Source organism: Lachnospira hominis (ex Liu et al. 2021) (assembly GCF_014287955.1).
Lineage (GTDB): Bacteria > Bacillota > Clostridia > Lachnospirales > Lachnospiraceae > Lachnospira > Lachnospira hominis.
The window spans coordinates 67150-83052 of the sequence record NZ_JACOPD010000002.1 but is presented as its reverse complement, the minus strand read 5'-3'; the positions used below and the strand labels follow the sequence as shown (position 1 = coordinate 83052).

At 36.6% G+C, this 15903-nt stretch carries 12 protein-coding genes; 9 read left to right on the top strand and 3 right to left on the bottom strand.

From position 1 onward, the window contains the following. Positions 1–197: 197 nt before the first annotated feature. The 5 genes from H8S01_RS02955 to H8S01_RS02935 all read left to right on the top strand — a co-directional run bounded on the left by H8S01_RS02955 (position 198) and on the right by H8S01_RS02935 (position 3615). Positions 198–941, top strand: a complete 744-nt coding sequence (locus H8S01_RS02955; protein WP_021865255.1) for a YebC/PmpR family DNA-binding transcriptional regulator — start codon at positions 198–200, stop codon at positions 939–941. Positions 942–1227: 286 nt separating this feature from the next. Then, complete coding sequence (locus H8S01_RS02950) at positions 1228–1380, top strand: cyclic lactone autoinducer peptide (RefSeq protein ID WP_186836124.1); 153 nt, start codon at positions 1228–1230, stop codon at positions 1378–1380. Between the two features lie 2 nt (positions 1381–1382). Then, complete coding sequence (locus tag H8S01_RS02945) at positions 1383–1979, top strand: accessory gene regulator ArgB-like protein (protein WP_186836123.1); 597 nt, start codon at positions 1383–1385, stop codon at positions 1977–1979. Positions 1980–2209: 230 nt separating this feature from the next. Then, a complete protein-coding gene (locus H8S01_RS02940; protein WP_186836122.1) occupies positions 2210–3058 on the top strand; it encodes a PilZ domain-containing protein in 849 nt (282 codons plus the stop codon). 5 nt (positions 3059–3063) lie between these two features. Beyond that, positions 3064–3615 (top strand): hypothetical protein, encoded by a 552-nt coding sequence (locus H8S01_RS02935; RefSeq protein WP_021866428.1) that lies wholly within the window; start codon positions 3064–3066, stop codon positions 3613–3615. 89 nt (positions 3616–3704) lie between these two features. On the opposite strand, the gene uxaC is transcribed toward H8S01_RS02935, so the two are convergent. Both uxaC and H8S01_RS02925 read right to left on the bottom strand, forming a co-directional pair. Further along, the gene (uxaC, locus tag H8S01_RS02930) at positions 3705–5111 is read right to left on the bottom strand and encodes a glucuronate isomerase (RefSeq protein ID WP_186836121.1); all 1407 of its coding nucleotides are present in this window, start codon (positions 5109–5111) and stop codon (positions 3705–3707) included. A gap of 17 nt (positions 5112–5128) precedes the next feature. Continuing rightward, positions 5129–6133: a LacI family DNA-binding transcriptional regulator gene (locus tag H8S01_RS02925; RefSeq protein WP_021866426.1), complete on the bottom strand. Its 1005-nt coding sequence runs from the start codon at positions 6131–6133 to the stop codon at positions 5129–5131. 305 nt (positions 6134–6438) lie between these two features. Here H8S01_RS02925 and H8S01_RS02920 point away from each other — a divergent pair, with 305 nt between their 5' ends. Together H8S01_RS02920 and H8S01_RS02915 are read left to right on the top strand one after the other, a co-directional pair. Beyond that, entirely contained in the window at positions 6439–7941 is a 1503-nt protein-coding gene (locus H8S01_RS02920; protein WP_186836120.1) for a tagaturonate reductase, read from the top strand. Positions 7942–8089: 148 nt separating this feature from the next. Further along, positions 8090–9577, top strand: coding sequence for a UxaA family hydrolase (locus tag H8S01_RS02915; protein WP_186836119.1), 1488 nt, complete (start codon positions 8090–8092; stop codon positions 9575–9577). Between the two features lie 284 nt (positions 9578–9861). Here the strand turns inward: H8S01_RS02915 and H8S01_RS02910 are convergent, their stop codons facing one another. Continuing rightward, the gene (locus H8S01_RS02910; RefSeq protein WP_186836118.1) at positions 9862–10974 is read right to left on the bottom strand and encodes a sugar kinase; all 1113 of its coding nucleotides are present in this window, start codon (positions 10972–10974) and stop codon (positions 9862–9864) included. A gap of 459 nt (positions 10975–11433) precedes the next feature. On the opposite strand from H8S01_RS02910, the gene H8S01_RS02905 reads away from it, so the two are divergent. Both H8S01_RS02905 and H8S01_RS02900 read left to right on the top strand, forming a co-directional pair. After that, complete coding sequence (locus H8S01_RS02905) at positions 11434–11895, top strand: DUF2798 domain-containing protein (RefSeq protein WP_021865371.1); 462 nt, start codon at positions 11434–11436, stop codon at positions 11893–11895. A 115-nt stretch (positions 11896–12010) separates the two neighbouring features. After that, positions 12011–15892 (top strand): Ig-like domain-containing protein, encoded by a 3882-nt coding sequence (locus tag H8S01_RS02900; RefSeq protein WP_186836117.1) that lies wholly within the window; start codon positions 12011–12013, stop codon positions 15890–15892. Positions 15893–15903: the final 11 nt, after the last annotated feature.

Here is a 15903-nt window from a genome sequence, read left to right as displayed (position 1 = left end):
GGGATGCAACATTTTAAAACAAATTGTTGCATCCTTTTTAGTATGTGAAAATTTGAAAACATTATACTTGTATTAGACAAGCACAGGTGGTAAAATAAATAATAGTGCTTATCTAAAGATAAGGTGGATTTGGTGTGAAAATCACATAAAAAGATAAGCTTTGAATCAAAATTAAAAGTTTTAAGGAGATAATTTATATGTCAGGACATTCAAAATTTGCGAATATTGCACATAAGAAGGCTGCTAATGATGCGGCAAAGGGAAAGATTTTTACAAGACTTGGTAAAGAAATCATGGTTGCTGTAAAAGAAGGCGGCCCTGATGTGAATAACAACAGTAAATTAAGACAGGTTGTTGCAAAGGCAAAAGCTTCAAATATGCCTAATGATACAATCGACAGAGCTATCAAAAAAGCTGCTAGCAGCGATATGACAGATTATGAATCAGTTACATATGAAGGATATGGTCCAAATGGTACAGCTATCATCGTTGAAGCACTTACAGATAACCGTAACCGTGCAGCTTCAAATATCCGTAATGCATTTACAAAGGGCGGCGGTAATGTCGGTACACCAGGCTGCGTATCATTCATGTTCGATAAGAAAGGACAGATGATTGTGGCAAAAGAAGAGTGTGACAAGGATGCTGATGAGCTTATGATGATGGCACTTGATGCAGGTGCAGAAGATTTCAACGAGGAAGATGACTGCTATGAAATCACAACAGCACCGGATGATTTTGATGCTGTAAATGAAGCACTTACAAATGACGGAATTACATTTGCCTCAGCAGAAGTTACAATGATTCCTCAGACATATGTTGAGCTTACATCAGAAGATGATTTGAAAAAAATGCGTCGTATTCTTGCACTTCTCGATGAAGAAGATGATGTACAGAATGTATATCATAATTGGGATGAGCCAGATTCAGATGAAGAATAAATAATATAATAATAGTAATTTTTTTGCTGTGTACTAAGGAGTTGGTACACAGCTTTTTTTAATGCAGCACACAGCTGATATATGATTTCATAAAAACTAAAAAATACCGAAAAAGCACAAAATACTATTTATTAAAAATAAAAATAACTATAGGAAGTTTATAAATGTAAAATTTCATACCTTTCGTTGCAAATCAGATACCGTTCGTTACAAGCCTATTGAAATGTTTTTTTTAATGAGTTAAAATTCTTATATGGTGCAGAAATACAGAAAGGAGGACAATGCGATGACAGGAAAAAACAGCAGCAGAAAAAGTGTTAAAGTTGTTAAAACTGTTTTAGAGGCAGTTTTAAAAATTGATGCTAACACAGCATCAAGCTGGATAGCATATCAGCCAGAGATGCCATCTGAAATTAAAAAATTTAAGAAGGTAAGATAATTATGCAAAAAATATTGGGAAAAATATCACAGTGGCTTGCGGATGAAAATGTCATAGAACAAAAAGATAAGGGATTGTACGAGTATGCATTGAAATCTGTATTAATAACTATTTGTCCTATTGTTGCGGCTTTGCTAATAGGCAGTCTTATGGGCATGATAAAAGAAGCGGTACTTCTTATTATACCATTTATGATAATCCGCAGATTCAGCGGAGGTTATCACACAAAGAATATATGGACATGCCTGATTCTATCATGCGGACTTATAGCAGGATTTACATATTTGTCCCAATATATAGATAATAAGTGGATTATTTCATTTATCACAGCAGCAGCTTCAATTGAACTGATGGTTCTAGGTCCGGTTGATTCTGTAAATTACAGATTGACATATGATGAAAAACAGTATTTTAAGAAAATATTAATTGTGTTGATTTTCTTAGCTGACGTTGCCGCATTGGCAGTGTTTTCGTCTGGATTTTTCAGATATTCAGTCTGTGTTATGCTGGGAATAATTCTCACATCTGCACTTCATCTGCTTCGTGTGTTGCAGCAGTTTTTTGCAAAAACGGAACTTATGAACGGAGAGTCCAGATAAATGTTATAGTCCACAATTATCTTGAAACGTTTTTATGGGGTTGATATATCAGGAGGGGATGAGAGGATTATAATTATAGAGCGGGTACAAATATATACATGTAAAATGCATTCTTTCATAGAAATTATGATTGAATGCATTTTTTTATAAAACACTTTTATTTTTATTAAATAAATGGTAATATATAATAAGATAAATTTAGTGAAATAGAATAATAGTTGGTGGTGCATATGAAAATAGTTGAGATACAGGCTGGAGCGGCTATAGTTATGCAGATTAGCATGAATGGACAGACGATAGAACTTCCTACTGTAAGTGTCACAGTGCAGGATGGTGCTCTTGTGACAGAGGCGATAAGAGTTAATGGCAAACTTCTGGGACTGGATAATAGTGCAATTCATGTTAATCTGATGTGTATTAGAGAAAATAAAGCTCCTATTATATTCAAAAATGTGAAATGTACAATGATTACATATAATCAAAAATTGCATTATAAAGTTACAGCTTTTGCCGAGGGGTTTGAAAATAACAGAAGAGAAGCTTTCAGGCTGTATGTTGGCTGTGGTGGTATTGCACAGCTTGGTCTCAATAAGAGTGCTGCCAAAGTGCTTGTAAAAGATGTGAGTGAGACCGGTTTTTCATTCCTTTCAGAAAAAGAAATAGAGTCTATTCTTAATATGCCTGTAAGGCTTGTTTTTAATGACATGGAATATAATATCAGTCTTATGGGAATTATTGTAAGAAAAGTAAAAATAGATGAGCAGAAGTATCTGTATGGATGCAGGCTCAGTGTTACAAATAATCAATTGTCAAGATATATCAATGATAAACAGCGTCAGAACATGGCTAATGGAAGACAAAGTATATCTGATAAAGAAAAGGGTAAGATAGTTGCGGCATTGTCGCAGGAAGAAGATGCACCGGCAGGAAATGTTAGAAGAAGCAATAATACTTTACTTTTAAAAGGGGAGAAGAAGCATAGAGTAACCCATTTTTCAGGTAAGCGTGAAATTGATAATGTTGACAGGGATGAAAGAAGAAAAGTATTTAAGAATATGTATTTAGGAAAGAGGGTATAGATAAGATGGATTCAAAGCATTTAGATAGTATGGAAAAGATGAAAAAACGCAAAGAGGTTAAGTTTGAAAAAGCAAAAATATGCCCTTTTTGCGGTAACAATATGAAATATGTATACGGAGAAATGTATGAATGCCCCGGATGTGGCAGAAAAGAGCCTACAGATTTTGGAAAGGTTAGAGATTTTCTTGATACAAATGGTCCACAGCCTGCAATTGTCATAGCTGACGCAACAGGCGTAAGCCTTGATGTTATTGATGGATTTTTAAAACAGGGACGTGTTGAGATACCAGATGGCTCAGATGTATATATTAAGTGTCAGAGATGTGGAACTGATATAAGATACGGACGTTACTGTCCGGAATGTATGATGAAGATTGCAAAGAATATCGGACAGGCAATGTGGTCGCCTGATTTGGGAGAAAAACCTCATAATAAACCGGATATGGCAGGACGCATGCACAGTATTGGAAGAGAAGATGAGAAACATCGTCGGTTTGGAAGACAGGAAACTACGAGTAAGCTGGATGGTAATACAAAACTTCATATAAGAAAATAAAAAAGAAAATAAAAAAACGGATTTTGAGATGTGTGCATAACATTGATACTCAAAATCCGTTTTTTATTTTAGATAGCTATAAATATATCTTATAAATCAAATCCGAAATATCTTACAGCATTGTTGTATGAAATACCTTCAACAATCTTCTTTAATGCTTTTTCATCGTTTGGATATTCGCCATTTTCAACCCATCCGCCGATTAATTCACACATGATTCTTCTGAAATATTCATGTCTTGTATATGAAAGGAAGCTTCTTGAGTCTGTAAGCATACCGATGAAGTTGCCTAAAAGACTTAAATTAGCAAGACTTGTCATCTGGTTTGTCATACCAACTTTATGGTCATTGAACCACCATGCAGAACCCTGCTGAATCTTACCTACTGCCTTAGAATCCTGGAAACATCCAATAACAGTACCGATAGCTGCGTTTACTGAAGGGTTAAGAGAGTAGATGATTGTCTTTGGAAGTTCGTCTGTGCTGTTTAATGCATTTAAGAACTGAGCCATTTCAGCTGAGCAGTCATAAGTGTTGATGCAGTCATATCCTGTATCAGGACCGAGCTGGTTGTATCTTAATACGTTGTTATCACGGATTGTACCATAGTGAATCTGCATTACCCAGTTAAGGCGGTTGTACTCCTTACCTACAGAAACCATGAATGCAGTCTTGAACTTGTTCATTTCTTCAACTGTAACCTGTTCGCCAGAAAGTCTCTTAGCGAAGATAGCTTCGATTTCAGCATCTGTATATGGCTTGTACATTACATACTCAAGAGCGTGGTCAGAAACTGAACATCCCATAGAAGCGAAGAATTCCATTCTGTTCTTTAAAGCATCAATTAATGTAGCAAATGACTTAACTTCAATTCCGCTTACATCTGATAATGTCTTTAAATAGTCGAGGTATTCAGGCTTTTCAAGGTTCATAGGCTTGTCAGGTCTCCATGCCGGAAGAACTTTAACATCAAAAGTTTTGTCTTCAGCAAGAACCTTATGCCATTCAAGTGAGTCAACAGGATCATCTGTTGTACAGATTAACTTAACATTTGACTGTTTGATTAAGTTTCTTACTGACATAGAATCTTCCTGAAGCTTAGCATTACAAAGATTCCATACTTCCTCAGCTGTATCACCGTTTAAGATACCTGTGTAACCGAAATATCTCTGTAATTCAAGGTGACTCCAATGGTAGAGAGGATTACCTATAGCCATTTCAAGAGTTTCAGCCCACTTCTGGAATTTTTCTCTGTCAGAAGCATCGCCTGTGATGTACTTTTCATCAACACCATTAGTTCTCATCTGACGCCATTTATAATGGTCGCCGCCGAGCCATACCTGTGTGATGTTTTCAAACTTTCTGTCTTCAGCGATTTCTTTAGGGTTGATGTGGCAGTGATAGTCAACGATTGGCATCTGGTCTGCGTAATCATGGAATAAATGCTGTGCAGTTGGTGTTGAGAGTAAAAAGTCTTTGTCCATAAATTGTTTCATGGTCTTTCCTCCTAAAATTAAAATTTTGTTGTTTGGCGTTTTATTAAATCAGCAGTGACAGTATTAATATTAGAAACACTGCCTCCACCTAAAACCTCCATAAGAAGGTCAACAGCATTGGAAGATAACTGTTCAACCTTACTGTCAATAGATGATAACTCCGGTTCGGTGCAATTTGCAAGTACCGAATTGTTATATCCGACAATTTCCAGCTCATCAGGTACTTTAATACCATGCTTATATGCAAATTTTACAGCACCGACGGCAAGTGAGTCATCGGATGTGAGTATTGCATCAAATGGTACATTTTTTTCATAAATAAAAGATAAATAATCATTTGATTTTGAAATGCTTTTTGTACATAGATGAAATCTGTCTTTATCAATATGTATGCCTGCTTCGTCCATTGCATCTTTAAATCCACGAAGCTTGTTCATTCCGCTGAAAGAGGTGCTTGTATAAAGGTATACAAAGTCACGGTGGCCGGCTTTAATCATGTCGGATGCAGCGTTGTATACAGCATCATGGTCATTGCACATTACACAGTAAATATTATCACCGGCAAGATAACCATTCACAAGAATAATCGGTATTTCAGAAGAAGCATCAATTATGTACGAGTTATCCGAGCCGGGACTGTTATTTACAAATTGTGAACCAATAAGAATAATTCCGTCAACGCGTTTGCTTAAAAGAAGTGACATATATTTTTTTTTGTTAATATAGTCATTGCCTGTACAGCAGAGCAGTGCATCATATCCAAAACTTCTTAACTTCTGCTCAACATAATAAACTGCATTGGCAAGATATGTATCAGAAGAATCAGTACACATTATTCCTATTGTTTTCATTGTGTTAAGACCAAGTCCCCTTGCAAATATATTAGGCGTATAATCAAGTTCTTTCATTGCAGAAATAACTTTGCTGCGTGTTTTTTCACTGACATTGTGATTGCCATTTAATACTCTTGAAACAGTGGCAATGGAAACGCCTGCTTTTTTTGATACGTCATAAATATTCATAGGGTTAATTTAGTCCTCCAAAATATAAAAATACGTAAATGTAAGCACTTACATATTGATAAAATCATTATACAATGGTATGATAATAAAAACAAGTGCATTGTTAAATTTTTAATTTTTATGTAAAAATATATTGACTTTGGTAGCCAATAAGGTTATTTTAAGGAATGTAAGCACTTACATAATGCACTTACAAACTCACAAGATGTCATATGTTTATTTTATGACATGGTACCGTAAGGTACTTATCTCAACTTGTTTTAAGTAAAAAAAGGGTATTGCCCTAAATAAAAAGGAGATTAATGATGCAAAGATTAAACAAGAGTATTACACATGCAGTTGACAGACCTGTAAAGGTTATGCAGTTTGGTGAAGGTAATTTCCTCAGAGCATTCGTTGATTACATTTTTGATGTTACTAACGAAAAGACAGATTTTAACGGTGGTGTTGTAATCGTTAAGCCTATCGAGTTCGGAACACTTGAAAGATTCCATGATCAGGAATGCCAGTACACACTTCAGTTAAGAGGTTTTGTTGATGGACAGCCTAAGGAAATCACACGTCAGATCACATCTGTTGTTGATGCTGTAGCAGCTATTGAAGATTATGATAAATATATTGAGTATGGCACAAGTGAGACTCTTAGATTTATCGTTTCTAATACAACAGAGGCTGGTATCGTTTATGATGAGACGGATAACGATCCTAATGCACGTCCTCCTAAGACATATCCAGGTAAGCTTACACAGCTCCTTTACAAGAGATATCAGAAGTTCAATGGTGCAGCTGATAAGGGACTTATTTTACTTCCATGTGAACTTATTGCTGATAATGGTATTGAATTAAAGAAGTGCATCATGAAGTTTATCGAACTTTGGGGTCTTGAAGATGGTTTCAAAGACTGGGTTAACAAATATTGTTCATTCTGCCCAACACTTGTTGATAGAATTGTTCCTGGTTACCCAAGAGAAGATGCAGCTAAGCTTTGCGAAGAATGGGGATATGAAGATCAGCTTATCGACAGAGCTGAAGTATTCGGTCTCTGGGTTGTAGAGAGTGATTCAAATCTTCCACTTGAACAGCTTGAAAAAGAGCTTCCATTTAAAGAAGCTGGTCTTAATGTAGTATTTACAAAGGATCATCATCCATATAAGGAAAGAAAGGTTAGAATCCTTAACGGTTCTCATACATCATTTGTATTGGCTTCATTCCTTGCCGGCAATGATAACGTAGAGAATTCTATGAAGGATCCTGTAATCAGAAAGTATATGGAAGAGACACTTTACAACGAAGTAATTCCTACACTTTCACTTTCAAAGGAAGATTGCGAAGAGTTCGCTAAGGCTGTTATTGACAGATTCCTTAACCCATTCGTAGATCATAGATTATTAAGCATTTCACTTAACTCAGTATCTAAGTGGGAAGCAAGATGTTTACCTTCATTCTTAGGTTATGTTAAGAAATTTAACAAGCTTCCTAAGTACCTTACATTCTCTATTGCAGCACTCATGAGCTTCTATACATCACAGACAGAAGCTGAGTTTAATGGCGGTATTGTATTAAAGGGTAACAGAAATGGTGAAGAGTACAATATCACTGATGATAAGGCAGTTCTTGATTTCTTCAGAGATAATTCAGGTAAGTCACCTAAGGAATTTACACATGCTTATTTAAGTAATACTAAGTTCTTTGGTGGTGAAGATCTTTCTAAGGTCCTTGATCTTGAAGAAGTTATTACTGAATACATCACAGATATCAGAGAAAGAGGCATGAGAGCAGTTGTTAACGATTTAGCTCTTGATGATTAATTAATAGCTCTTTTTGATGTTACAGAGCGGATGTTTTTATATTCATCCGCTCTTATTTAATATTAAAATAGTGGAGCAAAACAAGGAGGCAAATCATCTGCTCCTGCAAGGGCAGTCGAATTTTGCTTCGCAAAACAAGGAGGATTAGATGCAGGATTTTATTAAAATTAATAAAGATGATAATGTTGCTGTAGCATTAAAGCCTATTGCAAAAGGCACTACTCTTAATGTTGCAGGAATTGATGTGACAACTGTAGAAGATATTCCACAGGGACACAAATTTGTAATTAAAGCTATCAAGAAGGGTGAACCGGTTGTTAAATATGGTTTCAGAATTGGATTTGCACAGGCTGACATTCCTGTTGGAGCATGGGTTCATACTCATAATTTAAAGACAGGTCTTGGTGAATTACTTGATTATACTTATGAGCCTGAAGGACATAAAGATGTAGAGCCAACAGAACCAGCTTATTTTGAAGGCTATATGAGAGAGAATGGCAAAGTTGGCGTTCGTAATGAAGTATGGATTGTTCCTACAGTAGGCTGCGTTAATTCAATCGCAAGAGCAATTGAAGCAACAGCAAGAGCAAATAAGCCTGAAGGCGTAGATGAAGTAGTTGCATTTACACATCCTTATGGCTGTTCTCAGACAACAGAAGACCAGGAGAATACAAGAAAGATTCTTGCTGACCTTATCAATCACCCAAATGCAGGTGCAGTGCTTGTACTCGGTCTCGGATGTGAAAACAGCCGTATAGAAGTTCTCAAGGATTATATAGGTGAAGTAAATCCGGACAGAGTTAAGTTTTTACAGGTTCAGGATGTTGAAAATGAGCAGGAAGAAGCAGAGAAGCTTATGAATGAGCTTATGGCTTATGCTGCCAACTTCAAACGTGAAAAAGTTAATGCAAAAGAACTTATTATTGGTATGAAGTGCGGTGGTTCTGATGGATTGTCAGGTATCACAGCTAATCCTACAGTAGGTCTTTTCTCTGATATGCTTGTATCTAAGGGTGGTACAACTATTCTCACAGAAGTACCTGAAATGTTTGGTGCAGAGACAATTCTTATGAACAGATGTGCCAACAAGGAACTTTTTGAGAAGACAGTTCACCTTATCAATGATTTCAAGGAATACTTTATTAAAAATGGACAGGAGATTTATGAAAATCCATCTCCAGGAAATAAGGATGGCGGTATCACAACTCTTGAAGATAAATCACTTGGATGTACTCAGAAGTCAGGTTCATCTCTTGTAAAGGGTGTTCTTGCATATGCAGAACCTGTTAATACTAAGGGGCTTAATCTTCTCAGTGCACCGGGAAATGATCTTGTTGCAGCTACAGCCTGTGCAGCATCAGGTGCACAGATGGTTCTTTTCACAACTGGTAGAGGAACACCATTTGCATCACCGGTTCCTACTGTTAAGATTGCAACAAATTCAAGACTTGCAGGAAATAAATCTAATTGGATTGATTTTAATGCAGGTAGAATTGTTACAGATGACCTTCCACTTGAAGATGCTGCAAAAGAACTTTTCCAGCTTGTGCTTGATGTTGCTTCAGGAAAGAAAGTTAAAGCTGAAATTGCAGGTTTCCATGATTTAGCAATTTTTAAGCAGGGTGTAACATTATAATTGCTTGCTATAATGATATTTTTCTAAGATGTTGGTTATAGTTTTATAGAAGAATTTTAATAATTTCAGGTTTATAAAAGCCTGCCAAATGTATCATAAAGATGCTTTTGGCAGGCTTTTTTTGCAATGTGGCACTTGACAAAAAATATCGGGGGTAGAATAAAAAGGGAATTCTGAAATTGAAATTTTAATGCTGTCTATTTTTATTGCAAATGTACAAAAGAAAAAGGGCGGTGCTGTAAGGCACCGCCCATCTTGGATGAATCTTAAATTAATGAATCAGATTATCTCTGAACTCTGGCACCGGCACCACCAACGATACCTTCAACTTCCTTAAGAGAAGCCATTGTTGTATCACCAGGAGTAGTCATAGCTAATGCACCATGAGCAGCACCGTAGTTAACAGCCTTCTCAGCATCTTCAAATGTCATAAGACCATATACAAGACCTGAAGCGAATGAATCACCGCCACCAACTCTATCCATGATCTCAAGACCATCATACTGAGCAGCCTTGTAGATTTCACCATCAGCCCAGCAGATTGCTGACCAGTCGTTAACTGTAGCTGTCTTAACCTGACGAAGTGTTGTTGCAACAGCCTTGAAGTTAGGGTATGTAGCAGCAGCTTCGTTAATCATCTTCTTGTAACCATCAAGGTTAAGAGTCTTGAGGTTTTCGTCGTTACCTTCGATTTCAAAACCAAGGCAAGCTGTGAAGTCTTCTTCGTTACCAATCATAACGTCTACGTACTTGGCAACTTCCTTGTTAACTTCCTGAGCCTTAGCTAAACCGCCGATAGCTTCCCACATAGATGGTCTGTAGTTAAGGTCGTAAGATACGATTGTACCGTACTTCTTAGCTGCTTTACAAGCTGCGATAACTGTTTCACAAGCCTGTTCAGAAAGAGCAGCGTAAATACCGCCTGTATGTAACCAACGAACACCTAAACCACCATCGCTCTTGTTCTTGAAGATGTAATCAAAATCGAAATCATCTGGAGTAGCCTGAGAAATAGCTGTGTTAGCTCTGTCAGAACAACCCTTGGCACCACGGATACCGAAACCTCTCTCTGTGAAGTTGAGACCGTTTCTGCAAAGACGACCGATACCGTCAGTCTTTTTCCAGCAGATAAGTGATGTATCAACGCCACCCTGTTCGATGAAGTCCTTCATAAGAAGACCTACTTCGTTATCAGCAAAAGCCGTGATAACAGCTGTTCTCATACCGAAACATTTGTGAAGACCACGGATAACATTGTATTCTCCGCCACCTTCCCATGCTCTAAAGCTTCTTGCTGTACGGATTCTTCCTTCGCCCGGATCAAGACGAAGCATTACTTCACCTAATGATACAGCGTCAAAAGTACACTCTTCAGCTGGTCTTAAATTTAATTTCATTTTTTAGATACCTCCAAAAATTAATTTATTACTAAAGTATTTTATCATATAAATTGAATTTAATCTATAACATTAATTAAAAATTTTATTAATTGACAAAGAAAAATGCGGATTCTATTATATTATATAATAAATGTTTTTAGGTAATTGTGAAACAATTTCGCAATCCTGATTAAAAATGCGGTAGGAATTCTGCAATGCAGGCAACTTAAAGTCATACTTTGATTTCAATAAGATTGCATGCTGTGGCAGCTCATTTTATGGATAGACAGGAATATATATACTAATAAAATGCTTATGCGGAAGTATATACATATGATATTATAATTGACGCACAAAAAAATAAAGGATTTTGGTTTTATTAAAATTGGAAACGACACATGCTGATAACATGCGGCTGATAACGAACAACACACATTTCATTTATTTTTTATATTAAAGAATAAGGAGATTTTAATTATGCCAAAATCAAAGTTACAAAATGTTTTATTCACGATTGTCATGGCGTTTGTCATGGTCTATGCTCTTGTGTGCTATAATATAGCACTCGATAAAGGTGGTATGAGCAATGAAATATTTCTCATAGCATTTCATGAAATAGTAATTATGCTTCCTGTTGCATTTGTTCTTGAATTTTTTATTGTCGAAAAATTTGCCACAAAACTTGCATTCAGAATTGTGACGCCACAGGACAGACCGATTTTTATCACACTTGCCATTTCTTCTATGATAGTGTGTATAATGTGTCCGATAATGAGCTTTATTGCAACTCTTTTATTTGCACATGCAGGTAATCAGCTGATAGCAGTATGGATTCAGAAAACATTTATGAATTTTCCAGTCGCATTTTTCTGGCAGATATTCATTGCAGGTCCTCTTGTGAGAAATTTATTTGGACTTTTTAATAAAAAAAGTAAATAACTTGAAAAAATATTCCTTTAAACATTGAAAAAATTGTTAAAATAGATTAATATTATATAAAAGATATGACGATACTGAAAGAGTATACCATGTTGTATGTTTGGAGGAATTATATATGGAGAAGTTGAAACAGATAAGGAAACTTAGGAAAGGCTGGAAAATATTTATTGCAGCCATGCTTGCTCTTATTGTTTTCGGCGGAGTCGGTATGTATGTAGCAGCCAGCTCTAATGTCAAGATAACGATGAGTGTCGGCGGACTTACGGTTTATAAAGGAAAGACCTCAAAGACGTTGTATGCAAGTTTGTCAGGAACGGATGAGAATGCACAGGAGTCGGTGCCGGTTCCGGAAAGACTTGAGTGGTCTACATCTAATTCACAGATAGCTGATTTTGCAACAGGAACAGAAGATAATCCGGTTTATATGGATTCAGTTACAGGACTTACACCTGTAATTCACGGGAATTTTGCAGGAAAAGCTACAATAACAGCTAATTATTATACTAAGAAGTTTGATGAGGATAATAATGAGATTGTTGGTTCAAGAGAACTTCTTGATACAAGAAAAGCAACTGTTACTGTTCCGCTTTCTGTTACAGTTACATATAATGGAAGCGAGTCGATTCCGAATTATCTTGAAGTTGGTTCACAGCTTTATATAACAACTAATGCAAGTGATGCAAACAGGATTGTTATAGAGACATCTAATGATAAGACAGGAACTGTTTCATCAGATGGCGTAGTAAAACTTGTACAGAGTACAGGAAGTACGGCAACACTTGAAGTAGTTGGTGGTGGTACGACAACTGTTTATGTACGAACAACTGATAATCCGGAAAAGGAAGATGCACTTGTTAAGATATTTAAAGTGACAGGTAAGATTCATTTCCTTGATGGACAGGGCAATGCAAACGCTCAGAACCATTTTATACAGACATCTTCAACCACTCCTTCAAATGGTGTAAAGAGATATATGGTTCTTGATACAACAGAATATAAAGACTTCATGCAGGAAGAAGTTCCTTCTAATATTATGTATCCTGCAACTTCGGGAGTAACATTCAGAAGTGATGATAAAGATGTCTGCACATATACGGCAGGAAGCCTTCTTGGTGTCCATGCAGGTGTGTCAAGAGTATCGGCAGGTATATATTCACAGGATACACTTGGCAATGAGGTTGCACTTACGAAAGATGAGATTAATGTTGTTGTTCCGTTTAAGAAAATGGGTAATAATGTAACTAATCTTAATGTAGGTGACCAGATACAGCTTACAACAACAGCAAAGCCATCTGAAGTTACATGGTCTACAACTTCTAACTCTGTACTTCAGGTAGATGCAACAACAGGTCTTGTTACGGCAATGGGAGCAGGAAAAGCTACAATTATTGCAACAAGAACACAGGATGAGTTATATACTGTATATGGTCTTCCATATCAGTTGAAATATGATTTCGTAGTTATCGATGGATTTGGACTCAGTACAACAAGTGCTACTGTTAATATTGGTGATTCGTTTGATTTGACAGCTCTTGTAACAGATGAAGACTTGAAAAAGAGTCCTGTAACATTCAAGGTTGAAAATCAGCCGGGTGCCGATGGTATAACTCCTACAGGAACACTTGTAACAACTACACAGAATGGAAAAGTCCTTACTGTGAAGGGTGTTGCATCAGGTACTGTTAAGATTACGGCAACACAGACAATCAATGGCGTTATGAAGTCAGAGACGTGTGTTGTCTATGTAACTACTCCGGTTGGGGAAATTACAATTAATCCTTCATCAGTAACGGTTGACAGAGGTTCAACAACAACTGTACAGCTTTTATTTAATCCAGCAGGACCGACTAATAATAAAGTTCTCTGGGGTACATCAAATCCTGATGTAGCAACGGTTGAAGGTGATAGTTATACAGCTACAATCACAGGTGTTAAAGGTGGTACAGCCACAATTAATGTTATATCGGAAGATGGACTTAAAGTTGCAACTTGTGATGTTTATGTAAGAGAGCCTGTAACAGGAATTACATTAAATGAAACAACGGTTGAATCGTCAATGGCAATTGGTAAATTCCAGCTTGTTGCCACAGTTAATCCGGCAGGAGAAGGCGTAAACAGAAATGTAACATGGACATCATCTGATACATCTATAATTACAGTAGATGAGAATGGTCTTGTTTCATTTGTTAAGCCTGGATATGCAACTATTGTTTGTAAGACCGAAGATGGTGCATTTATTGCAACATGTAACTTTATTATAAGTATTCCTGTAACATCGATTAAACTTGATTATACAGATGAGATAATGTCGCTTGGGCAGCGTCTTAGAATTACAGCTGAAGTGTTGCCGGTAGATGCATCTAATAAAAATGTATACTGGGAATCATCAAATACTAATGTGTGTATTGTAGATTCAAATGGACTTGTTGAAGCAGTAGGAACAGGTAGTTGTACAATCCTTTGTAAGTCTGTAGACGGTGGAAGTACAGCAATGTGTAACATTTATGTAAAACAGCCTGTAACGCAGATTGTGCTTAATACAACAGATATTACGGTAAGAAAAGGACAGGTATTCTGGCTTAATGCTACATGTCTTCCGGAAAATGCTGATAATAAGATTGTAACATGGGAAAGTCGTGATGAGAGTGTTTGTAAGGTTGAAAATGATGGTAAATGTACAGCGACAGGTGCTGGTACTACATCAATTATAGCAACTAATGTTGATACTGGACTAACTGCATATTGTGTAGTTACGGTAACACAGCCTGTAACCGGTATTACACTTAATTCGGATTACCAGCTTATGTGGGTTGGATCAAAATATGCAATAATACCTACAATTGAACCGGCTGATGCAGAAAATAAGAATGTAACATATTTCTCAAGTGATTCTACAGTTGCAACAGTAGATGAACATGGCGTTGTTACTGCTTTAAAAGGTGGTACATGTGTTATTGAAGTAACAACAGAAGAATGTCAGCTTACAGCTGCATGTACGATTGAAGTAAAAGAGTACGTTTCTTCGATTACATTAAGTGAACATAATAAGTTTCTTAATGTTGGTGCGAGCGGAACGCTTACCGCATCAGTTGAGACTTCTACAGCAACTAATAAGAATATAGTGTGGTCATCATCAAATAATGATATTTGTTCTGTTGACCAGAAAGGTAACATAATAGGTTATAATCCGGGTACAGCAGTTATAACGGCAACAGCAGCGGATGGCAGTGGTGTGTCTGATTCATGTATTGTACGAGTTGTCAATCCGGTAACATCTATAAGTGTTGAACCATCAACAGTACATCTGCTTGTGGGTGACTCAACAATTGTTACAGCAAATATTTATCCTGAGGATGCATCAGTAAAAGATGTAGACTGGACTTCGTCTAATGAAGCAATTGCTGTAGTTGATGAGGCTGGTGAAATATTTGCATTAAGTACAGGTAAATGTAAAGTTACAGCAACGTCTAAAGATGGTAATGATATTAAGGGTGTCTGCTGGGTATATGTAACACCGGTTGTAAATATTTCATCTATAAAGATTAATTCAAGTGAGATTTATATGCTCACAGGTAAGTCAAGACAGCTTACAGTTAGAGTAAGACCGGCTACAAATACAGATTCATATGGATGGTATTCAACAGATACTGGAATTGTTACTGTTAATGATGACGGTGTTATAACAACAGTAGGTCCAGGTACAGCTGATGTTGTATGTGAGAGTACAGCAAATGGTGTATCATCAACATGTACTGTTCATGCTGTGGGACTTAGCAGGTCATATATAACACTTGAGCAGTATGATTCATACTGGCTTGATGTTCTTGGAACAGATACTGATGATAGAATAGTATGGCGAAGCAGTAATCCTAGAGTTTGCACAATAAGTTCAAGCGGACAGGTTATCGCAAGAAAAGCTGGTACGACTACAGTTACAGCAGTTACGCATAATAAGACTATGACATGTACTGTAAGAGTTACCAATATACCTAAGTAATAAAATATAAA

Excerpts from the sequence above, each read along its gene's own strand:
- H8S01_RS02955 (WP_021865255.1), top strand. The coding sequence starts at position 198 with ATGTCAGGACATTCAAAATTTGCGAATATTGCACATAAGAAGGCTGCT.
- H8S01_RS02950 (WP_186836124.1), top strand. The coding sequence starts at position 1,228 with ATGACAGGAAAAAACAGCAGCAGAAAAAGTGTTAAAGTTGTTAAAACT.
- H8S01_RS02945 (WP_186836123.1), top strand. The coding sequence starts at position 1,383 with ATGCAAAAAATATTGGGAAAAATATCACAGTGGCTTGCGGATGAAAAT.
- H8S01_RS02940 (WP_186836122.1), top strand. The coding sequence starts at position 2,210 with ATGAAAATAGTTGAGATACAGGCTGGAGCGGCTATAGTTATGCAGATT.
- H8S01_RS02935 (WP_021866428.1), top strand. The coding sequence starts at position 3,064 with ATGGATTCAAAGCATTTAGATAGTATGGAAAAGATGAAAAAACGCAAA.
- uxaC (WP_186836121.1), bottom strand. The coding sequence starts at position 5,111 with ATGAAACAATTTATGGACAAAGACTTTTTACTCTCAACACCAACTGCA.
- H8S01_RS02925 (WP_021866426.1), bottom strand. The coding sequence starts at position 6,133 with ATGAATATTTATGACGTATCAAAAAAAGCAGGCGTTTCCATTGCCACT.
- H8S01_RS02920 (WP_186836120.1), top strand. The coding sequence starts at position 6,439 with ATGCAAAGATTAAACAAGAGTATTACACATGCAGTTGACAGACCTGTA.
- H8S01_RS02915 (WP_186836119.1), top strand. The coding sequence starts at position 8,090 with ATGCAGGATTTTATTAAAATTAATAAAGATGATAATGTTGCTGTAGCA.
- H8S01_RS02910 (WP_186836118.1), bottom strand. The coding sequence starts at position 10,974 with ATGAAATTAAATTTAAGACCAGCTGAAGAGTGTACTTTTGACGCTGTA.
- H8S01_RS02905 (WP_021865371.1), top strand. The coding sequence starts at position 11,434 with ATGCCAAAATCAAAGTTACAAAATGTTTTATTCACGATTGTCATGGCG.
- H8S01_RS02900 (WP_186836117.1), top strand. The coding sequence starts at position 12,011 with ATGGAGAAGTTGAAACAGATAAGGAAACTTAGGAAAGGCTGGAAAATA.